The sequence below is a fragment of the Corynebacterium sp. genome, assembly GCF_052107835.1.
Classification (GTDB): domain Bacteria; phylum Actinomycetota; class Actinomycetes; order Mycobacteriales; family Mycobacteriaceae; genus Corynebacterium.
Window position 1 is genome coordinate 22,248 of record NZ_JBQEDF010000023.1, and the last position, 20,463, is coordinate 42,710.

15 protein-coding genes are annotated in these 20,463 nt (G+C 68.1%); 8 read left to right on the forward strand and 7 right to left on the reverse strand.

Features of this window, described 5'->3' with window-relative positions; genetic code table 11:
- Window positions 1–16: 16 nt before the first annotated feature.
- The 3 genes from ACTIL2_RS07555 to ACTIL2_RS07565 all read left to right on the forward strand — a co-directional run bounded on the left by ACTIL2_RS07555 (window position 17) and on the right by ACTIL2_RS07565 (window position 7,933).
- Window positions 17–2,584, forward strand: a complete 2,568-nt coding sequence (locus ACTIL2_RS07555) for an acyltransferase family protein (RefSeq protein ID WP_442336841.1) — start codon at window positions 17–19, stop codon at window positions 2,582–2,584.
- Between the two features lie 90 nt (window positions 2,585–2,674).
- Complete coding sequence (locus ACTIL2_RS07560) at window positions 2,675–5,185, forward strand: acyltransferase family protein (protein ID WP_442336842.1); 2,511 nt, start codon at window positions 2,675–2,677, stop codon at window positions 5,183–5,185.
- Between the two features lie 126 nt (window positions 5,186–5,311).
- The gene (locus ACTIL2_RS07565) at window positions 5,312–7,933 is read left to right on the forward strand and encodes an acyltransferase family protein (protein ID WP_442336843.1); all 2,622 of its coding nucleotides are present in this window, start codon (window positions 5,312–5,314) and stop codon (window positions 7,931–7,933) included.
- Between the two features lie 135 nt (window positions 7,934–8,068).
- On the opposite strand, the gene ACTIL2_RS07570 is transcribed toward ACTIL2_RS07565, so the two are convergent.
- Genes ACTIL2_RS07570 through ACTIL2_RS07580 form a run of 3 tightly spaced genes read right to left on the reverse strand, consistent with a single transcriptional unit; the run spans window position 8,069 to window position 11,102 of the window.
- Window positions 8,069–8,752 (reverse strand): hypothetical protein, encoded by a 684-nt coding sequence (locus ACTIL2_RS07570; protein WP_442336844.1) that lies wholly within the window; start codon window positions 8,750–8,752, stop codon window positions 8,069–8,071.
- Window positions 8,749–9,468, reverse strand: coding sequence for a class I SAM-dependent methyltransferase (locus ACTIL2_RS07575; protein ID WP_442336845.1), 720 nt, complete (start codon window positions 9,466–9,468; stop codon window positions 8,749–8,751). Before ACTIL2_RS07575 ends, ACTIL2_RS07570 begins: the two co-directional genes overlap by 4 nt.
- A 29-nt stretch (window positions 9,469–9,497) precedes the next feature.
- Window positions 9,498–11,102: a glycerol-3-phosphate dehydrogenase/oxidase gene (locus ACTIL2_RS07580; RefSeq protein ID WP_442336846.1), complete on the reverse strand. Its 1,605-nt coding sequence runs from the start codon at window positions 11,100–11,102 to the stop codon at window positions 9,498–9,500.
- An 84-nt stretch (window positions 11,103–11,186) separates the two neighbouring features.
- Between ACTIL2_RS07580 and ACTIL2_RS07585 the strand changes: the two genes are divergently transcribed.
- Window positions 11,187–12,848, forward strand: coding sequence for an FAD-binding oxidoreductase (locus ACTIL2_RS07585; RefSeq protein ID WP_442336847.1), 1,662 nt, complete (start codon window positions 11,187–11,189; stop codon window positions 12,846–12,848).
- Window positions 12,845–13,801, forward strand: coding sequence for a diacylglycerol kinase (locus ACTIL2_RS07590; protein WP_442336848.1), 957 nt, complete (start codon window positions 12,845–12,847; stop codon window positions 13,799–13,801). The genes ACTIL2_RS07585 and ACTIL2_RS07590 overlap by 4 nt, the downstream gene beginning before the upstream one ends.
- Window positions 13,802–13,973: 172 nt before the next feature.
- Here ACTIL2_RS07590 and ACTIL2_RS07595 read toward each other — a convergent pair whose 3' ends face one another.
- Window positions 13,974–14,207 (reverse strand): hypothetical protein, encoded by a 234-nt coding sequence (locus ACTIL2_RS07595; protein WP_442336849.1) that lies wholly within the window; start codon window positions 14,205–14,207, stop codon window positions 13,974–13,976.
- 18 nt (window positions 14,208–14,225) lie between these two features.
- Here ACTIL2_RS07595 and ACTIL2_RS07600 point away from each other — a divergent pair, with 18 nt between their 5' ends.
- Entirely contained in the window at window positions 14,226–15,005 is a 780-nt protein-coding gene (locus ACTIL2_RS07600; protein ID WP_442336850.1) for an SDR family oxidoreductase, read from the forward strand.
- Here the strand turns inward: ACTIL2_RS07600 and ACTIL2_RS07605 are convergent.
- Complete coding sequence (locus ACTIL2_RS07605) at window positions 15,002–15,988, reverse strand: arsenic resistance protein (protein ID WP_442336851.1); 987 nt, start codon at window positions 15,986–15,988, stop codon at window positions 15,002–15,004. The genes ACTIL2_RS07600 and ACTIL2_RS07605 overlap by 4 nt on opposite strands.
- A gap of 166 nt (window positions 15,989–16,154) precedes the next feature.
- On the opposite strand from ACTIL2_RS07605, the gene ACTIL2_RS07610 reads away from it, so the two are divergent.
- Window positions 16,155–17,141 carry an IS481 family transposase gene (locus ACTIL2_RS07610; protein WP_442336852.1) on the forward strand — a complete coding sequence of 329 codons (987 nt, stop codon included), beginning with the start codon at window positions 16,155–16,157 and terminating at the stop codon, window positions 17,139–17,141.
- Here the strand turns inward: ACTIL2_RS07610 and ACTIL2_RS07615 are convergent.
- Complete coding sequence (locus ACTIL2_RS07615; protein WP_442336853.1) at window positions 17,138–18,322, reverse strand: nitrate ABC transporter substrate-binding protein; 1,185 nt, start codon at window positions 18,320–18,322, stop codon at window positions 17,138–17,140. The genes ACTIL2_RS07610 and ACTIL2_RS07615 overlap by 4 nt on opposite strands.
- Window positions 18,323–18,673: 351 nt before the next feature.
- Between ACTIL2_RS07615 and ACTIL2_RS07620 the strand changes: the two genes are divergently transcribed.
- Window positions 18,674–19,336 (forward strand): GntR family transcriptional regulator, encoded by a 663-nt coding sequence (locus tag ACTIL2_RS07620; protein ID WP_442336855.1) that lies wholly within the window; start codon window positions 18,674–18,676, stop codon window positions 19,334–19,336.
- 9 nt (window positions 19,337–19,345) lie between these two features.
- On the opposite strand, the gene ACTIL2_RS07625 is transcribed toward ACTIL2_RS07620, so the two are convergent.
- On the reverse strand, window positions 19,346–20,320 hold the full coding sequence (locus ACTIL2_RS07625; RefSeq protein WP_442336854.1) for an Abi family protein: 975 nt from the start codon (window positions 20,318–20,320) through the stop codon (window positions 19,346–19,348).
- Window positions 20,321–20,463: the final 143 nt, after the last annotated feature.

Sequence of the window (20,463 nt, forward strand, 5' to 3'; positions counted from 1 at the left end):
CTAGGATGAACCGGTCATGACCGGCAGGACGGAACACGAGGGCCCCGGGGCCGGCACCCGCACCAGGGCACGGTCCTCCCTCCGGCGTACCGACATCGACGGCCTTCGGGGGCTGGCCATCGCCCTGGTCGTGATCTTCCACGTGTTCGTCGGACGCGTGTCCTCGGGGATGGACGTCTTCCTGCTGCTCGGCGGCCTCTTCTTCTTCGCCCCGCAGATCCGCAACGCCCTGGACCCGTCCGGACTGACCCTGGTGCAGTCCGTCCTGCGGATCCTGCGCCGCCTGTACCCGGCACTGGTCACCGTGGTCGCCGTGACACTCGTCGCCGCCGTCGCGGTGTACGCCCCGGTCCGGTGGACCGACGCCGGCCGCGACGCTGCGGCGTCACTACTCTACCTCCAGAACCTGAACCTGGGTGCCCTGGGCCAGGACTACGCCGCGATCAGCGACGACGTCAGCCTCTACCAGCACATCTGGTCGATGTCGGTGCAGCTGCAGATCTACCTCGGGTCCCTGGTGCTCATCACCGTGCTCGGGGCGGTCACCGCCGCGAAGGCCGGCCGGGACGTCGCCCGGCGCACCATCATCACGGTTCTCGTTGTGGCGACCATCGCCAGCGTCCTGTACGCGGCCTGGTTGGGCGGCGTGGACCAGGGGGCGAACTACTACTCGCCGTTGTCGCGGTTCTGGGAGATCGGGCTCGGCGGCCTGTTCGGGCTCTGGGTGCTGGGCCGCGACCTGCCGCGATGGTGGGCGCCGTTGCGCTGGCCCGCCGGCCTGGCGGGACTGGTGCTTATCATCGGCACCGGCCTGGTCCTCGACGGTGCGGCCAGCTTCCCGGGGCCGTGGACGCTGGTGCCACTGGCCGGCGCCGTCCTCGTCGTCCTGGCGGGCAGTCCCGTCAAGGATGGCGGGCAGGACGTCCGTCCGGTCACCGGGGTCTCGGTCCTGCTGGAGACCAGGGTCTTCCAGCTCCTCGGGCGCAACGCCTACAGTCTCTACCTGTGGCACTGGCCGATCCTCACCCTGGCGACCTACGTCGTCTCCAACCGTGCGGCGTCCGCGGTGACGGTGGCCCCGGACCCCGGCGGGCTGCAGGGGATCACCGCGTCCCTCGGCACGGTCAACGGCACGCTGGTCGGCACCGGGGTGATCGGGGTGTCCCTGGTGCTGGCGTGGGCCACCAACCGGTTCATCGAGGTCCCGCTGCAGCAGACGACGCGTCCCGCGCGTTCCTGGGTGGTCTTCGACCGCGCCTACCTCCGCGAGGCGGCCCGGGACCGTGCGAGGACCACCGTGACCATGGTGATCCTGGTGGTCAGCGTGGGTGTCGTCGCCTTCGGCCCCGTGGTCGCGCGCTACAACGAGCACCGGGCGTCGGTGCTGGCGTCCGGGGAACTCTCCGCCCAGGAGTACCCCGGCCCGGCGGCGTTCCTGGACGACGCGGACGTGCCGGACGACCTGCCGGTCATCCAGGACCCGGCCGAGTTCGAGCCGATGATGCCGCCGAACCAGCCGGACGGCTGCTACGCCGATTTCCCCGGCACGGAGCTCGTGCTCACCAAGGACTTCAACGAGTCCGATGAGCCCTGCGTCTACGGCGACGTGGACTCCGGCCGGGTCATGTACCTGGCTGGGGGATCGCATTCCGAGCACTTCCTCCCCGCCCTCGACATCATCGGCAGGGAGCAGGGGTTCCAGGTCGTCCCGATCCTGAAGATGGGCTGCGTGATCGGTATGGCGCTGCCACGGGTCAACGGCGACCCCTACCCGGAATGCGCCGAGTGGGAGGCCAAGGCGCGGGACCACATCCTCGACAATCCGCCGTCGGACGGGGTGTTCACGACCGTCACCCGTCCCACCACCATCCGGGGCGACGGGCCCGACCAGATCCCGGCGGAGTACGCCGACATGGTCGAGGAGCTGTCGGACGCAGGGATCCACACCTGGGCTGTGCGCGATACCCCGTGGATGATGGGCGGTCCCGGCGAGATGCTGAACGCGCGGGTGTGCGTCGGTGAGGGACGGGACCCCGGGGAAGACTGCGGTGTGGCGCAGGAGGATGCCCTGCTCCCCGTCGACCCCGCCCTGACCGCGTTGGACGGGATGGACGCGACCCACATCGACCTCACCGACGCGGTGTGCCGTGACGGACGCTGCCCCGCGGTGGTCGGGAACGTCCTGGTCTACCGCGATTCCCAGCACATCACCTCACGGTTCTCCGAGATGCTGGCTCCGGAGCTGACCCGGCAGATGTACGACCCGGAGGCACAGGACGAGATGGCGGAACGGGCCGCGGAGGCCCGTCTCACCGCCGATGACGAGGTCGAACCGTCCCCGAAGGATGTCTTCCGCATGCCGAAGCCGGGGGAGGACGGATACGTGGAACCGGAGGGTGAACAGGACGTTGACCCCGTCCCCGAGCAGGGGTGGGTTGATCCCGGTTACGTGGATCCGGGGTGGGTTGACCCCGGTTACGTCGACCCGGGGTGGGTTGATCCCGGTTACGTCGACCCGGGGTGGGTTGATCCCGGTTACGTGGATCCCGGGTACGTCGACCCCGGCTACGCCCCGCTGTACTGATCCCGCGGGAGGCCGCGTGACACGTTGTTCCGCGCACCACGGCACGTCCTCTGCGGGAATGCCTGGGGGAGACCTAGTATTTAGCGTGACATGGAGCCGACGTACACGAAAGTAGAACCCCGCCGGGTACCCGTCCTGGGTGGCCGTCGGTCTCCCCGCCGTACCCACCGCCGGGACATAGACGGACTCCGCGGCCTCGCTATCGCGTTGGTCGTGATCTTCCACGTCTTCATCGGACGGGTGTCGGCCGGTGTGGATGTCTTCCTGTTGATCGGCGGCATCTTCTTCTTCTCGCCGCAGATCCGTAATGCGCTGAACCCGAAGGGCCTGACCCTGGTGCAGTCGTTCCTGCGGATCTTCCGCCGGCTCTACCCCGGCCTGGTCACGGTCGTGGCAGCCACCCTGGTCCTGGCGGTGATCATCTACGCCGAGGTCAGATGGGTGGACACCGGCAATGACGCCACCGCGTCCCTGGCCTACTTCCAGAACTTCCACCTGGCCAGTGAGGGTCAGGAGTACTCGGCGATCAACAGTGATGTGAGTCTGTACCAGCACATCTGGTCGATGTCGGTGCAGATGCAGATCTACGTGGGGTCGTTGATCGTGATTGCCCTGCTGGCGATGCTGTTCCGGAAGCGTTCGAGGCTGGGGACGAGCATTTTCCACTGGTTGCTGGTGGCTGCGACGGTGGCGAGTTTCGTCTACGCCACGTGGCTCGGTGGGGAGGACCAGGCGACGAACTACTATTCGCCGTTGTCGCGGTTCTGGGAGATCGGTCTGGGTGGTCTGTTCGGGATCTGGTTGCTGGGTCTGGTGATTCCGTATTCGCTGCGGTGGATCCGGTGGCCTGCGGGGTTGGTTGGTGTGGCCCTGATCATTGCGACGGGGATGTTCCTGGATGGGGCGGCGCAGTTCCCGGGTCCGTGGACGTTGGTGCCGTTGGCGGGTGCGATGCTGGTGATCTTGGCGGGCAACCCGACCGCCGAGCCGGATGGGGATCGCGTCCTCGCGGCAGCGGAGGGACGTACCGTCGGTTCGGTCGGTGTGACCCGTCTGCTGGACGGGAAGGTGTTCCAGTTCCTGGGGCGGATCTCCTACGGTCTGTACCTGTGGCACTGGCCGCTGCTCGTCCTGGCGACCTACCTGTTCTCTGAGGCCGGGACCGCTCCGGTGGGGGACGGATTGTCCGGCATCACCGCCACCCTCGGCACGAGCCAGGGCATCATCGTCGGCACCGCCGTCATCGCCGTGTCCCTGCTGCTGGCGTGGCTCACCTTCCGGCTCGTCGAGACGCCTCTGCGGCAGAAGCTCAAGCCGTCCCGCTCGTGGGTGCTCGGCGACCGCGGCTACTGGCGCACCGGACTGCAGTCCCGCGGGAAGGCCGTGGTCACCCTCGTCGTGGCCCTCGCGACGGTCGGCGTCCTGTCCTTCGGCCCCCTCGCCGAGGCACGCAACCACCGCAGCAACGACGTGGTGGACGCCGGGGAACTCGTGGGCGACGAGTACCCCGGCCCCACGGCGTTCCTCGAGGACGCACCGGTCCCCGCCGGAGTGGGGATCCAGCCCCCGGCGGTCTGGGACCGTGGGGTGATGTTCCCGCAGACGTCCCTGGACGGGTGCATGGCGGGTGTCGACCGCGAGGACCTGCTGCTGACGAAGGACGGCGGACGCTCCGACGAGCCGTGCGTCTACGGGGACACCGGTTCGGACCGCACCATGTACCTCGCCGGCGGCTCGCACTCCGAGCACTTCCTGCCCGCGCTCGACCTCATCGGACAGGAACGGGGCATCAGGGTCATTCCGCTGGTGAAGATGGGCTGTGTGCTGGGAGTGGAGATCCCCCGCGCCAACGGGGAGCCCTACGAGGAGTGCTACACCTGGCAGGACGCCGCCGAAGAGTACATCCTGGACAACCCTCCGACCGACGGGGTGTTCATGTCCGCGACGCGTCCGACGACCCGCCAGGGCGAGGGGCCCGACCACGTCCCCGAGGGGTACGTGGACGTTGTTGACAACTTCTCCCGGGCAGGGATCCACACCTGGGCGGTGCGCGACAACCCCTGGCGGCAGACGGACGGGGTGCGTGAGAACTCACTGACCTGTCTGGCCGATGGAGGATCCCCGGAGGAGTGCGGGCCGGACGCCGCCGGGTTGGCACCGGTGAACCCGGCCCTGGCCGCGTACGCGGAGCTCGACGTGACCCACATCGACCTCACCCCCGCGTACTGCCGGGACGGGGTCTGCCCCGCGGTGGTCGGCAATGTGACGGTGTACCGCGACGGGGACCATTTCACCCCGGCGTGGGTCGAGTTGATGGCTCCGGAGATCGAACGGCAGATGTTCGACCCGGCGGCGGAGGAGGAGCACCACCGGGCGGTCGGGGACGCGGTGGGCGGGCCGACGGAGTTGGACGTCCCGCTGGCGCCGAAGGACGTCTTCCGCCTGCCGAGGCCGGGGGAGGGGGATCCGGCACCGGAGGACATAGACCCGGGCTGGGTCGACCCCGGATACGTGGACCCGGGTTACGTGGATCCCGGCTACGTCGATCCCGGTTACGTCGACCCCGGTTACGTCGACCCCGGGTGGGTCCCGGTGTACTGAGCGACCCGGCGGGGGCACGGGGCCGACCAGTGGAGTGCCTCCACCAGCGCTCTCCCCCGTTCGAGACCCACCCGGGGAACCGGTTGTGCGGTTCCCGGGGCAGTGGGCGGTATGATGTAGCGCGCCATGAACTCTTCCACCACGACGCCTGCGCCGAAGGCGACGACCCGGCGGCCCCACCGCCGGGACATAGACGGACTCCGCGGCCTCGCTATCGCGTTGGTCGTGATCTTCCACGTCTTCATCGGACGGGTGTCGGCCGGTGTGGATGTCTTCCTGTTGATCGGCGGCATCTTCTTCTTCTCGCCGCAGATCCGTAATGCGCTGAACCCGAAGGGCCTGACCCTGGTGCAGTCGTTCCTGCGGATCTTCCGCCGGCTCTACCCCGGCCTGGTCACGGTCGTGGCAGCCACCCTGGTCCTGGCGGTGATCATCTACGCCGAGGTCAGATGGGTGGACACCGGCAATGACGCCACCGCGTCCCTGGCCTACTTCCAGAACTTCCACCTGGCCAGTGAGGGTCAGGAGTACTCGGCGATCAACAGTGATGTGAGTCTGTACCAGCACATCTGGTCGATGTCGGTGCAGATGCAGATCTACGTGGGGTCGTTGATCGTGATTGCCCTGCTGGCGATGCTGTTCCGGAAGCGTTCGAGGCTGGGGACGAGCATTTTCCACTGGTTGCTGGTGGCTGCGACGGTGGCGAGTTTCGTCTACGCCACGTGGCTCGGTGGGGAGGACCAGGCGACGAACTACTATTCGCCGTTGTCGCGGTTCTGGGAGATCGGTCTGGGTGGTCTGTTCGGGATCTGGTTGCTGGGTCTGGTGATTCCGTATTCGCTGCGGTGGATCCGGTGGCCTGCGGGGTTGGTTGGTGTGGCCCTGATCATTGCGACGGGGATGTTCCTGGATGGGGCGGCGCAGTTCCCGGGTCCGTGGACGTTGGTGCCGTTGGCGGGTGCGATGCTGGTGATCTTGGCGGGCAACCCGACCGCCGAGCCGGATGGGGATCGCGTCCTCGCGGCAGCGGAGGGACGTACCGTCGGTTCGGTCGGTGTGACCCGTCTGCTGGACGGGAAGGTGTTCCAGTTCCTGGGGCGGATCTCCTACGGTCTGTACCTGTGGCACTGGCCGCTGCTCGTCCTGGCGACCTACCTGTTCTCTGAGGCCGGGACCGCTCCGGTGGGGGACGGATTGTCCGGCATCACCGCCACCCTCGGCACGAGCCAGGGCATCATCGTCGGCACCGCCGTCATCGCCGTGTCGCTGCTGCTGGCGTGGCTCACCTACCGTTTCATCGAGAGCCCGCTGCGGCAGAAGGCGAAGCCCCACCGTTCCTGGGTGATCTTCGACCTCGCCTACTGGCGGATGATCCTGCGCGCCCGGTGGAAGGCCGTCGCCGTCCTGCTGATGGTGCTGGTCACCGGCGGCGTGATGGCGTTCGGCCCGGTCACCGAGGCACGGATCCAGAACCGCACCCAGGAACTGAGCGTCGAGGACGTCGACCCCGCCGAGTACCCCGGCCCCAATGCCTTCCTGCAGGACGCCCCGGTGCCCGACGGCCTCCCCGTCCTCCCGGATCCGGCGGACGACGGCCCGATGATGGCGGACGCCTTGAAGGAGGGGTGCATCGCCCACTTCGAGCACACCGACCTGATCATGGACAAGTGGTTCAACTCGGAGGACGAGCCGTGCGTCTACGGTGACGTCGAGTCGGACCGCACCATGTACCTGGTCGGCGGCTCGCACTCCGAGCACTTCCTGCCCGCGCTGCAGTTGATCGCTGAACAGCGCAACTTCAAGATCGTCCCGATCCTGAAGCTCGGCTGCGTGATCGGCATGGACATCCCGAAGTGGGACGGTTCGGACTACCCGGAGTGCCGTGAGTGGCAGCAGAAGGCCGAGGACTACATCTTCGAGAACCCGCCGTCCGAGGGCGTGTTCATGACTGTGACGCGTCCGACGACGATCCAGGGTGACGGCCCCGACCAGGTGCCGCAGGAGTACGTGGAGATGGTGCGCCGCATGTCGGACGCCGGTATCCAGACCTTCGGTGCCCGCGACACCCCCTGGGTCCTGGCCTCCCCGGGCGTGCAGGGCAATGCACGGCTGTGCGTCGCCGAGGGCATGGAGGACGACGACTGCGGCGTGGACCAGGCGGAGTCCCTGGCCCCGGTGAACCCCGCGCTCGCCGCCTACGAGGGACTCAACCTGACGAACGTGGACGTCACCCCGGCGGTCTGCAAGGACGGACGCTGCCCGGGTGTGGTCGGCAATGTACTCGTCTACCGCGACGCGCAGCACTTCACGAACCTCTTCGCCGCCCAGTTGGCCCCGGAGATCTCCCGGCAGATGTACGACCCCGCGGCAGCGGAGGAGCAGCGCCTGGCCGCCGAGGAGGCCGAGGCAAACGGGGATGTGCCGCCGGTCGACCCGGACGCCCCGATGGAGAAGGACGTGTTCCGGCTGCCCAAGCCCGGCGACGACGGGTTCGTCGAGCGACCGCTTGAGGGCGAACCCGCTGTGCCGGCGGACCCGGGCCCGAACCCGGCGCCGATCCCCGATCCGGGGATCGTGCCCGAGCCTGCTCCGCAGCCGGACCCGGGGTACGTTGACCCGGGCTACCAGGACCCGAACCAGGGCTGGGTCGACCCCGGCTACCAGGACCCCGGCTACGTTGACCCGGGCTACCAGGATCCGAACCAGGGCTGGGTCGATCCGGGCTACGGGTACGCCCCGCAGTACTGAGTCACGGCCCTTGCCGACGGCGCCGCCGGAAGTCCTACCGGTGTTCGGGCGATTGAACTCGGAAAACACCAGGTCGCAGGAAGTCCTACCACTGAAAACCGGTAGGACTTCCGCGCTTGCCGGTGAAGCGGCGGATCAGGGAGTGTCCGGACCGTCTGAATCGGAATCGTCCGGCGCGTCGGTCCCGTCGCTGGCGTCCATCAGGTCGCGGACGGTGGCGAACTCGTCCAGTCCGAATCGCTCGAGCAGGCCGGGGCTGTCGTCCGACGGCCACACGTCCGAGCCCTCCACCGGCAGGAAGCCGAGGGAGTCCCCGTCCGGCAGGCAGAAGACCACCGTGTCCTGCTCGGTGAGGTTCAGCAGCGCATCGCCCAGCAAGTCATCGGGGAACAGCGTGACCAGGATGATGTCCACCGGGTCGCCGTCCGCGGGAGTCTGCACCAGGGACGGCAGCGACGTGCGGATCTCCGGCGTCGACCGGATCCCCTCCAGGTATGCCTGCGCGAGGTTCTGCCGGTGCAGCCGCTGGTTGGTGTCGTCGTCCTGCAGGGAGCGCACGTACATCCCCGGGGTGGCGTGGTCGAAGCCCTCAGGGGACGTCTCCTGCTCCACCGCCCACTCCGCGTAGCCGCGCATCACCGGCTTCTCCTCGCCGGAGAGGAACTGCAGGTCGCGGTTCGCCGCGAACTTCGCCTCGGACAGTTTCTGCGCGTTGCCGGCCATCGGTGCGTTGATGCCGTAGTACGTCCACTGCGGTGCCGTCGTCGGGTCGTGTCGGAACACGACCTGTGCCACGGAGAACACTGGTTCGTCAGTCATCGCGTCTCCTTCCCGTTGCTGTCCCGGCCCGGTTCGTCCCTGCCCAGTACCGCCACCAGGAAGTCGGAATCCCCGGTGAACGGCTGCACGTCCCAGGAGGAGAACTCCTGGACCAGGGTCAGCCCGGCCTCTGTCGCGTCCTGCGTGAACTGCTCCAGGGACCGGCCGCGTTGCAGGCCGAAGCCCACCAGCAGCCGACCGTCCGGTGCCAGCCGCGACGCCAGCACGGACAGGGCCTGCCGGTGCGCGGCGTCCGGGATGAAGGCGAGGACGTTGCCCGCCGAGACGATGATGTCGAAGGGGCCGGACGGGACCTCGGCGTCGTCGGCGAGGTCGCCGACGTGCCAGTCGACCGGCAGCCCCGCGGACCCGTCACCGTCGGTGTAGCGCCGTCGTGCGTAGTCCACGAGCTGCGGGTCGATGTCCACGGCCGACACCCGGTGCCCCAGGGCGGCGAGGTGGGCGGCGACGCGTCCCGTCCCCGCCCCGGCGTCGAGGACGCGGGCACCGCGCGGCGCCATCGCGTCGACCAGGCGGGCTTCGCCGTTGATGTCGGTGCCTTCGCCCTCGATCCCCTCCCATCTGTCGATGTAGCGCTGCGAGTGGGCGGGGTCGGCGCCGGTGACGGAGGCCCAGGTGGTGGTGGCCGGGGTGTCGGGTGCGGGACGGGGGACGGAGAGCGGCATCCGTGTCGGTCGGGGGTCGTTCGGGCTCATAGCGCCAGTATGCCACTCACGCAGGCGGTTCATGCCAGGGCGTCGAGGATCTCCTGCGCAGTGGCCAGGCAGGTCTCACGGTCGGTGCCGACCAGGCCGATGCGGGAGCGGCGGTCGATGAGGTCCTCCACGGTGAGCGCGACTTCGTGGGTGACGTGCCAGGCGAACTCCGCGCGGACGGTGTCGATACCGGGCGCGACGGGTTCCAGGGGACGCTCCACCGGGCAGGTCCGGAACACCTCCGGTGCCTCGTGGCCGAAGCGTTCCACCATGGAGGACGGCAGTCCGGCGAGGTCGCTGGGGTGCACGGTCTCCACCCCGGGTGAGCCGGGGGCCCCGACCAGCGGGGTGGACGTGGTGGTGCACGGGCCCGGGGAACTGCCGGTCTCACGGAGCTTCCCGGCGACCAGGTCCACGGTCTGCTCGGCCATCAGCCGGTACTCGGTGAGCTTGCCCCCGGTCACGGTGACCAGGTTGGCGTCCTCCCCCTCACCGGTGAGGATGACGTGCTCGCGGGACAGGTCGGCGGTGGAACCGCCCTCGTCGTTGAACTGGACCAGCGGACGCAGGCCCGCGAAGGCGCCGATGACGTCGTCGGGGGTCAGGTCGACCTCGAGCGCCTGGTTGACCACGTCGAGGATCCAGCGGACGTCCTCCTCCGGGACCTCGGGGACGTCCGGGATGGACCCGGAGCCGAGGTCCTCGTCGGTGATGCCGATGTAGCAGCGGCCGAGCTGCTCGGGGAGAATGAAGCAGAAGCGGCTGGAGTGCCCGGGGACCGGCACGGTCAATGCCCCGGTGGGGTTACCGACCCGGTCGGCGTCGATGACCAGGTGGGTGCCGCGCGAGGGCCGGACGGTGACCTGCGGGTCCAGGGTCCCGGCCCACACGCCGGTGGCGTTGACGACCGCGCCGGCGGTGACGGTGGCGGGGTCGCTGTCCGGTGCCAGGGTGTCCTGCAGGACGACCCGGTCGCCGTGGGCCTCGAGCGCACGGCAGTGGGTGATCACCCGGGCCCCGTAGCCCGCGGCGGTGCGGACCAGGGCGGTGACCAGCCGGGCGTCGTCGATGAGCTGCCCGTCATTGTTGACGTAGCCGAAGCGCAGGTCACTGGTGTCGACGGCGGGGCACAACTCGGCGACGCGCCGTTTGCTGACCGTGCGGGAGAACGGCAGGGTGACGGAGCTGGTTCCCGCGGCGACCCGTAGGGCGTCCCCGGCGGTGAAACCGATCTTCGGCGCGACCTTCTGCATGCCGGTGTACCGGTCCTGCACCGGCACGACCTGCGGGACGGACCTGGTCAGGTGGGGTGCGGTGGTCTCCATGAGGATCCCGCGCTCGCGGGCGGAACGCCGGGCGATGCCGATGTTTCCGGTGGCGAGGTAGCGCAGTCCGCCGTGGGCCAGTTTCGACGACCAGCGGGACGTCCCGAACGCGATGTCGTGCGCGTCGACGAGCAGGACGTCCAGGCCACGCAGGGAGGCGTCCAACGCGATGCCGGCGCCGGTGACCCCGGCGCCGACGACCACGAGGTCGACATGCGATTCCCCGGAACCGGTGGTGCGGAGTGCGTCGAGGTCACGTGCCCTGCGGGCGGCGTTGAGACGGGTGGCGTCGGCGTCGAAATGTGTCATACCCTGCAGTGTATCGCCCGGGTGCGGGGCGTGGTCGCGATTCAGCCCCGCCGCCCCTCGCCCGACCGGTTAAAGTCCGCTGGTATGAATCCTGACTTCCCGCTGCCCCCGATGAAATTCAATCTCTGGGGGACGGTCGACGAAGCGAAACCGCTGGGATCCTCGACGAAGGGGATGCTGCAGAAGCTTATGGGGGTGTCTGAGGACCCGTCGGAGACCGCCGCGAAGGACGTTCCCGTCGGGGACATCCGGCTGAGCCCCGTGCGGCTGACGGAGGAGGACCTGGCGCACCTCGGAGGGCTGATCGGGGTCGCCCACGTGAGCACCGATGATACCCAGCGGGCCCCGCGCTCCCGCGGGAAATCCTCGCTGGACCTGCTGGAATGGCGGACGGGTGGTTCACACGAGATCTCCGCGCCGGACGCGGTGCTCGCGCCGAACACCGATGAACAGGTCCTCAACGTGCTGCAGTTCTGCACCAGGGAGAACATCGCGGTGGTGCCCTTCGGCGGCGGGACGTCCGTTGTCGGTGGGCTGACCCCCTCCGACACGGTGTCCGGCCCCGACGGGGACCACAGCTTCCGCGCCGTGGTCAGCCTGGACCTGGTGCGTTTCGACAGGCTCACCGACGTGGACGCCGAATCCGGGCTCGCGACCCTGGGGGCGGGCCTGACCGGGCCGGCGGCGGAACTGCTGCTCGCCGAGCACGGACTGCAGATCGGGCACTACCCGCAGTCCTTCCCCTACGCCACGATCGGCGGCTACGCGGTGACCCGGTCCTCCGGGCAGAACTCCGCGGGCTACGGGCGCTTCGATGACATGGTCCGGGAGATGACGCTGGTCACCCCGGTCGGTGTCATGGCCGTCGGCCACGCCTCCCCGGCTTCTGCAGCGGGGCCGGACCTGCGGCAGCTCGTGATGGGCTCTGAAGGGGCTTTCGGCGTGGTCACCCGGGTCCGGCTGCGCGTGCACCCGGTTCCGCAGGTCAAGCGGTACGAGGCCTTCACCTTCAAGGACTTCGCGTCCGGGGTCGAGGCCCTGCGCGCCGTGAAGCAGACCGGGACGGGGCCGACGGTGATCCGCCTGTCCGATGAGATCGAGTCGTCCATCAACCTGTCGTCCGGTGACAAGGCGGGGGAGTCCAGTGCCCCTCCCGGGTGCATGTGCATCACCATGTACGAGGGCACGGCCGAGCACGCGGCGTCCCGGCACAGGGAGACCCGTGAGCTGCTGCTCTCCCTGGGCGCGCGGAGCGTGGGGGAGGACCCCGCCCGGCACTGGGAACAGGGACGGTTCAACGCCCCCGTCCTGCGCGATTCGCTGCTGGACTCCGGTGCGCTGTGCGAGACCTTGGAGACCGCGACGGACTGGTCGAATGTCCCCCGGCTGAAGAAGGCCGTGGGCGAGGCGCTGGCATCGTCGCTGAACTCCTCCGGGACGATGGCGCTGATCATGTGCCACATCTCCCACGTCTACGCCGAGGGCTGCTCCCTGTACTTCACCATCGTCGCCGCGCAGAAGGGTGACCCGGTGGCACAGTGGAGGGCCGCGAAAACCACGGTGACCACGGCTCTGACAGAGAACGGCGGGACGGTCACCCACCACCACGCGGTCGGTGCGGACCACGCCCCGTTCATGGGTGCCGAGATCGGCGACCTGGGCGTGGGTATCCTCCGGGCCGTGAAGGGGCAGCTGGATCCGGTGGGCATCCTGAACCCCGGCACCCTGATTGGAGGGCAGCGATGAGCACCCCCTACGACGTTGGCCATGTCGACCTGAAACGTATCGCCCTGTTGACCAACCCGCACGCCGGGAAGGGTGGCGCGGCGTTGGCGGCGGAGGTCGCCAGGGACCACTTCGCCGACCACGGCATCGATGTGGTCACCATCCAGGGCGCGTCGCCGGAGGGCGCGAGGGAATTGGCCGGACGCATGGTCGCCGAGGAGGGGATCGACGCACTGGTCGTCTGTGGTGGCGACGGTCTGATCAACCTCGCCCTGCAGGAACAGGCCGGATCCGGCGTGCCGTTGGGCATCATCCCCGCCGGCACCGGTAACGACCATGCTCGCGAGTACGGCATCCCCACCCATCCGCGCCGGGCGGCGGACGTGATCGCCCGGGGGTTCTACACCACCACTGACCTAGGGATCATGCGCAACGATGCCGGGGACGAGCACTGGTTCGGCACCATCGCCTGCGCCGGTTTCGACTCCCTGGTGTCCGACCGGACGAACCGGATCTCGTGGCCGAAGGGCCAGATGCGCTACAACATCTCCATCGTGGCGGAGTTTCTGAACTTCCACTCCATCCCCACGCGCATGGTGCTGGATCCCGGGACGGAGGAGGAGAGGGTCATCGAGGAGAACATGACGCTGGTGGCGATGGGCAACACGAAGAGCTACGGCGGGGGCATGCTGATCTGCCCGGACGCCGATCACCACGACGGCATCCTCGACATCACCGTGCTGGAGCGCATGGGACGGGTCCGGGCCGCGACGAAGTTCATCAAGATCTTCGACGGGAGTTTCGTCGAGGAGGAGGGGGTGAACACCTACCGGGCGAAGAAGGTGCGCATCGAGATGACGGACAAGGGGGGTAAATCCATCAACGGCTACGCCGACGGTGACAAGTTCGCCCCGCTGCCGATGGAGGTCGAACTGGTCCCTGGTGCGGGTCGCTACCTGGTGCCCCGGCCGTAGTGGTTCCAAGAGACGGGCCAACCTCCGTTGCCCACCCGGACTTGTCACAGGTGAGGTGCCGTGGGTCGGATGTGAACGGGTAGACCACCCCACGGCACCTCAACCGTGACATGTGGGCCGACGTGCGGGACTACCCGGATACCGTCGGATCCAGAGACCGATCAATCCGCAGTCAGTGGTCCGCGGGCACCCCGGCGGCGACCTTCGCGGCATCGATCCCGTTGGTGCGTGTCAGGGTGTCGCGGGTGGGCGCCGGGGCGGGAGCGGGCGCCGGTTCGTTGTCCGCACCGGAGGGCTTCTTCTTCCCGCTTGACCCGGTGAGCTTCCGGATCACCTTCGCCGTGGCCACGGGACGGTCGATCTGGGCGCGGGTGGCGTGCGCATTGAGAACGCTCGGGATCTTCATGTCTGTAGATTCTATGGCATGACTGATACCGCTGGAGCACAAACCACTGGAGCACAGAACCGCCGCCTCGCCGTCGTGACCGGAGCGTCCGCCGGTATCGGCGAAGCCACCGCCGTCGCCCTCGCCGTTGACGGGTGGGACGTGGTGCTGGCCGCCCGACGTCCGGGGAAACTGCAGGACGTCGCAGGACGCATCGCCGATCAGGCACCGGACGCCACCGCACACATCGCGCAGGTGGACGTCACGGACCGGGACAGCGTGGACGCTCTCGCGGCGCAGGTCCACGAGCTCGGAGGGGTTGACCTGCTGGTCAACAACGCCGGCGGTGCCCGTGGCTTCGACCCGGTCCTCGAGGGGGACGTGGAGGACTGGCGGTGGATGTACGAGGCGAACGTGATCGGCACCCTCCAGGTCACCCAGTCACTGTTCGGCGAGCTGACCAGGGAGAACATCACGGCCCCGCAGGTGATCAATGTCGTCTCCATCGCCGGGCGCGGGGCCTACCGGAACGGGGCGGGCTACAACGCCGCGAAGTTCGGCGAGACTGCTCTGAGCGACGTGATGCGGATGGAGTTCGCCGAGAAAGGCGTCCGCGTCTGCCAGGTGGACCCGGGTCGCGTGGCCACCGATTTCAGCCTGAACCGATTCAAGGGTGACAGGGACAAGGCGGACGCCGTGTACGCGGACAACCTGAATCTGACGGCGGACGATATCGCCGAGACCATCCGCTGGGTGGCGGGGCGTCCCGCGCACATGGACGTGGACACCATCATGATCCGTCCCACCGACCAGGCTTAACGCTGCGGTGGTGCGGCGGTGTCGTCCGGGAACAGGTACTTCGGGACGAACCAGATGCAGAACACCATCCCCAGCAGTTCCACGAGGGACTGCATCACGATCACGATGGAGACCAGTTCCCACCCGGACGGCAGGGACAGCGCGAACGGAAGGACCACGAAGGAGTTGCGCGTGGTGAAACTGAAGGCCAGCGTCCTGCCCTGGGCAGCCGGGAGGCCGGAGGTTGAGGCGATCAGCCTGGCGAGGACAAGCGCGACGGCGATGAACACGACCGCAGCGGTGATCACCAGGGGGAACACTCCAAGAGAATCCCGCACGGAGCCCACATGCGCGGCGGCGATCATGAACACCACCAGGGACAACAGCGGTACCGGCCCCCACCCCAGGGCGTCGCGGGTCTTCTCGGTGGTGGCTGAGCGGCGGAACCAGAGGTCGGACACGATCGCGATGCCCAGCGGGACCAGGACCACGACCAGTGCCGGCCACACGTCACCGAGTGCGAAGACGGTGCCGACGTCCGCGTCGGCCATCAGCCACAGGTAGGCCGGCAGAAGCAGGATCTGGACCACGAGGTTCACCGGCGTGACCGCCGTTGCCCGGGCCGTCGCCCCCTTCGCGAGTTGGGTGAAGGTGATGAACCAGTCCGTGCACGGGACCAGCAGCACCAGTAGCAGTCCCAGCTGGATCGCCTGCTGGTCGGGGCCGCCGGGCAGGAACTGGACCAGTCCCCAGACCAGCAGCGGCAGGACCGCGAAGTTGCCCAGCAGCGTGGCTGCGAGGAAGCGGATGTCGCGGAACGCCGTGGCTATCGAGGTCATCGGGATCTGCACGAAAGTGACGAACAGCAGCACGCTGATGACGGGCCACAGCAGGGCGTCGAACACATGCCCCACGTCCGGCAGAACCGTTCCCGTGACCAGCCCAACGGCGATAGCCACCAGGTAGAACCACACTTGGTGGCGTTCGAGGGCCGCTGGAGTCATGGGAGACAGGGTATCGAACGCGGAAAGGCGTGGCAGCCCCCGGTGGCCTGGAACCTAGCTGTACTTCCCGGGGAGGTTGTGAACACCGCAGGGGATGACACATAAGGAAGACCTCCGGTAACCGTTGTGGAGCAACCACGCACCGACAACGCACAGGAGGTCTTCCGTGTCCCACCGTAACGCACCCCTGACCCCGACTGGCAGGGCCCGGTTGGTGTCGCTGGTCATCGACCACGGTTGGTCCCAACGCCGGGCGGCTGAAAGGTTCAACGTCTCCCCAGCCACCGTCCACCGCTGGGTGGTTCGCCACCGCGCCGGCGAACATCTCGCCGACCGCACCAGCCGACCACACAGGTGCCCCCACCAGCTGTCACAGCAGCGGGAACGCAGGATCATCAAGCTACGGTTCACCCACCGTTGGGGACCCCACCGCATCGGCTACCACCTCGGTGTGGCCCGCTCGACTGTTGGTCGGGTGCTGGGCCGCTACCACATGCCCACCCTGGACTGTATCGATCAGGCCACCGGCCTGCCGGTGCGCAAGGCTGCGCCGCGCCGTTACGAGAAAACCCGGCCCGGTGAGTTGGTGCATGTCGACATCAAGAAACTCGGGCGGATCCCTGATGGCGGTGGGTGGCGTACTGCAGGTAAAGGCACCGATCAGCACCGCACCAGCCGGAAGACAGCCAACCGCCCGGCACCGCAGAAAAGCTACCGCTATCTGCACCACGCCATCGACGACTACTCGAGAGTCGTCTACTCGGAGATCCTGGATGATGAGCGCAAAGATACCGCTGCAGGTTTCTGGACCCGGGCCAACAACTTCTTCAGCTCACTGGGGGTCACTGTCGAGGCGGTGATGACCGACAACGGTTCCTGCTACCGCTCGCACGCGTTCAACGACGCCCTCGGTGAGGAGGTGACACACCGGTTCACCCGGGCGTATCGTCCGCAGACCAACGGCAAGGTCGAACGGTTCAACCGCACACTGATGAACGAGTGGGCCTATGCGAGACCGTATCTCAGCGAGTCTTCGCGTGAGGCGGTGTACGAGCAGTTCCTGCACCACTACAATCATCACCGAGCCCACACTGCTATCGGGGGCCTGACTCCCTCAGCGCGTGTTCACAACCTCACGGGGAACTACACCTAGCGCACGTCCTCGCTGATGAACCGCGGGTCGTAGAGCTCGGTGGCGTCGATCTCGTCCGGCAGGTTCGAGCCGGAGTCGTTGAGCACCGGGATCAGCATGTCGATGTGGGACTGGGTCTTCTCCATGTCGTAGCTGCCCCACACGCCGTCATCGCCCGGGGCGATGATGTCCTCGTCGCGCAGGACCTCGGCGGACGCGGCGGCCTCGTCCTCGCTGTACGGGTTGAAGGAGTTGTCGTTGCCCACCCACTCGGTGACGATCGAGTTCGCCTCGTCCGGGTCTTCGACGTAGTTTTTGTTGGTCTCCTGGACCATCGGGACGAGCTTCTCGAGGCACGGCGCCATCTTCTCGACATCGTCGGGCCGGGCGCTGAGGTTCGAGCCGTAGACGTCGTAGCCCACGTCACGGACGAGCTCGTAGTCGACGGGCTTGTTCCACGCGTCCGTCTCGTTCTCGTAGGCGTAGGGCTCGGAGTTGGCGAAGCCCTGCTGGGCGTTCTCGGGCTCGGCGGCGAAGCGGGCGGGGGAGCCGTCGTAGCTGGTGTCGAGCTGGTCCTCGTCGATCAGTCCCTCGGAGACCAGCCAGCGGGGGAAGACCTGGTCCTGGGAGACGACGACCGAGGCGTCCGACTCGCCGATGTCCTCGATGCCCTCCCAGTCGGAATGGGTCTCGGGGTCCCACATCAGGATCGACGGGTTGGTCTTCATCAACGGGGTCAGTCCGACGACACGCTGGGTGTCGGCGGCGACGACCATCTGGTCGCCGTGGACCAGGCCCAGGTCGATGTCGGTGTCGGTGTACATCTGGTCGGGCACGGACTGGAAGCCGATCGCGGAACCGCCGGCGCGCAGGGTGACGTCCACCCCGGTGTCGCCGCCGTCGAAGACCAGGGAGCCGGACGCGGACTTCGACTCGTTGTCGATGGAGTAGTCGGGCCCGAGCAGACCGATCACGCCGGACTGGTCGGACTGCGGCTGCCACTGCAGCTGGATGTCGATGTTCTCCGGGCAGACGTCGGCGAGCTGGTACTCCTCGGCGGCCGGGGTGATGTCGACGTCCTCGCCGCCCCCGCCGTCGGAGCAGGCGACCAGGGAGGTGGTCAGGGCGGTGACACCGACGGCGGCGCCGAGGGTGCGGGCTGCATACGATGTGCGGCGGGTACGGGTGCTTCGTGCGGACATGTCTCTCCTCGTGGGGCCGTGGCGGCCGTGAACGTCGTCGGGGTAATTACATGTAACGCTAGGGGTCTTCGCCGTTGATTGCCATGTAGCGACGGCGGGAGGGAAGCAAGGAAACATTCCGGACCACATCGATTATCCGCAGGCAGAGAGAAGAAAAGCGTGCGGCGGGCACGATCCGCACCCTCCGGGCCGCGCATATCCGATACGCAGAGTTTACCTGGGAAACCGGCACGTAATACATGTAATCGCTACAGTTGTCCTCGTTGGCGCGGAACTGCGCGTCCGACACCGCCCGAAAGGAACCGATCCGTGCCCGACTCCCCCGACCTGTCCCCCGCCCCCGTCAGCAGCATCTCCACCGGTGCAGGTGCCGGTGCCGGAGGACGTGCCCTGCTGACGGAAACCGTCCTGCACCGACTCCGCGAGGAGATCATCACCGGGCAACTCCCGCCGGGAACACCCCTGAGCGTGCCGGGGCTCGCCGCCCGCCTCGAGGTGTCGCGCAGCCCGGTGCGCGAGGCCGTCCAACAGCTGGCCGTCGAGGGGGTCGCCGAGTACCGGCCCCGCGCCGGGGCCCGCGTCGCTGCGCTGGACCGGGGGACGCTCGAGCAGGTCTTCGAGGTCCGCCAGCTCCTCGACGGGCTCGCTGCCTGGCAGGCCACCTCGAGGATGACGCTGGACGACATCGTCGGACTGCGGGAGATGCTCGACCGCCAGGAGGCGAACCTGGGGACCGAGCCTGACTCCCTGAGGGACGCACGCCTGGACCTGGACTTCCACACCGCGATCAGGGAGGCCTCCGGTAACCGGCCGCTGTGTGACGCACTGGTCAAGCTGGATATCCAGGGGTACCTCTACCGCTCGGACGCGTGGCGCCGCGACATCAACCGCCACAAGGCCTTCCGCGAGCACTGCGACATCGTGGACGCCCTCGAGGCTGGCGATGCCCACGGTGCCGAGCGGGCGGCGAAGTCGCATGCGGCCGCCGTCCTGGTGCGCATCCTGCGGTCGTAGCGCTGACCGCTACCGGCGCCACAGCTCCTCGCTGTGCCAGCCGTCGAAGAACCCCATCGCGTCCACGCCCAGACTCCGGTGGCGGGGGAAGGACTCCACGAATTCCGCCGTATCGGAGGTCCAGGTGGATGACGGATCGATGCGCTGCGTGAGGTACGCCATCACCGCGGCGACGTTGTAGATCCGGAAGCCGCCCGTCGGGTGGTCGGACAGGCCAGGGTGCTCAACCAGGTGCGACAGCAGCGGTACGGACCCGTTGCGCGGACGCATCGGCGCGATGACCAGGAACCGGTTGAACAGCCGGACGTGGTGCGCGGCGGCGTTCCGGATGTCGTTGACCGCGGCGAGCCAGCTGCGCAGCAGGTCACGGTCGGGGACGCCGAGATCCGCGGCGACCGGGGTGGCGATGTCGTCGCGCAGACCGTCGTAGAGGGTCGCGAGCTGCCCCAGTCCGAGGAGTTCCACGAGCGCCCAGATCGGCAGGTCACCGTTGTACTTGTCCGCGTAGTGCGCCACGAACTGCTCGCGGGAACGCAGGTGGTTGTCGGACGCGTCGGCGAGCCACTGGCCGTGCTTGTAGCGCCGGACGAAGCCGGGGTCGAAGGTGGCGGTGTCGAAATGGGCGAAGGGGTCGATCTCGCCGAGGGTGTGCCCCAGCCTCATCCGCAGGCTGACCTCGATGCGGTCCACACCGTCCAGCATGATCTGGCGCAGCCGCCGGTCGGCGTCGACCAGCCGCAGCACGTGGTCCAGGGCGGTCCCGGGGACGTAGGCGTCCGGGTCGACCGACCCGTCCGGCGTCCGCCGCAGGAACGGGTGGAGGTAGCCGGTGAGCCGGAAGTACCCGATGCGGTGCAGGGCAGCGGCGGCATCCTGCCCCGAGGCGAACTCGAGCCCCCGGCCGGCGAGGTGGTCGATCTGCTCGTCGATGCTCAGCCAGGGCTGGTCGTAGGGGGAGGACGCTGAAATTCCCGGGACGCTCATGACCTGGTCCAGTGTAGTGAACGTCCGCGCGTAGAATCGGGTGCGGCCAGTCTCGGCACGACCCCACCGACACAGAGGACGTTGCACGTACTGGTGAAGTGCATTATTGTCCGGGGCACTATTCGTTCCCTCGCGCCCAGCTT

Bases quoted from the DNA above. Each gene is read 5' to 3' on its own strand.
- ACTIL2_RS07560 (WP_442336842.1), top strand. From the start codon at position 2,675: ATGGAGCCGACGTACACGAAAGTAGAACCCCGCCGGGTACCCGTCCTG.
- ACTIL2_RS07580 (WP_442336846.1), bottom strand. From the start codon at position 11,102: ATGACACATTTCGACGCCGACGCCACCCGTCTCAACGCCGCCCGCAGG.
- ACTIL2_RS07575 (WP_442336845.1), bottom strand. From the start codon at position 9,468: ATGAGCCCGAACGACCCCCGACCGACACGGATGCCGCTCTCCGTCCCC.
- ACTIL2_RS07595 (WP_442336849.1), bottom strand. From the start codon at position 14,207: ATGAAGATCCCGAGCGTTCTCAATGCGCACGCCACCCGCGCCCAGATC.
- ACTIL2_RS07625 (WP_442336854.1), bottom strand. From the start codon at position 20,320: ATGAGCGTCCCGGGAATTTCAGCGTCCTCCCCCTACGACCAGCCCTGG.
- ACTIL2_RS07585 (WP_442336847.1), top strand. From the start codon at position 11,187: ATGAATCCTGACTTCCCGCTGCCCCCGATGAAATTCAATCTCTGGGGG.
- ACTIL2_RS07590 (WP_442336848.1), top strand. From the start codon at position 12,845: ATGAGCACCCCCTACGACGTTGGCCATGTCGACCTGAAACGTATCGCC.
- ACTIL2_RS07555 (WP_442336841.1), top strand. From the start codon at position 17: ATGACCGGCAGGACGGAACACGAGGGCCCCGGGGCCGGCACCCGCACC.
- ACTIL2_RS07570 (WP_442336844.1), bottom strand. From the start codon at position 8,752: ATGACTGACGAACCAGTGTTCTCCGTGGCACAGGTCGTGTTCCGACAC.
- ACTIL2_RS07615 (WP_442336853.1), bottom strand. From the start codon at position 18,322: ATGTCCGCACGAAGCACCCGTACCCGCCGCACATCGTATGCAGCCCGC.
- ACTIL2_RS07600 (WP_442336850.1), top strand. From the start codon at position 14,226: ATGACTGATACCGCTGGAGCACAAACCACTGGAGCACAGAACCGCCGC.
- ACTIL2_RS07565 (WP_442336843.1), top strand. From the start codon at position 5,312: ATGAACTCTTCCACCACGACGCCTGCGCCGAAGGCGACGACCCGGCGG.
- ACTIL2_RS07605 (WP_442336851.1), bottom strand. From the start codon at position 15,988: ATGACTCCAGCGGCCCTCGAACGCCACCAAGTGTGGTTCTACCTGGTG.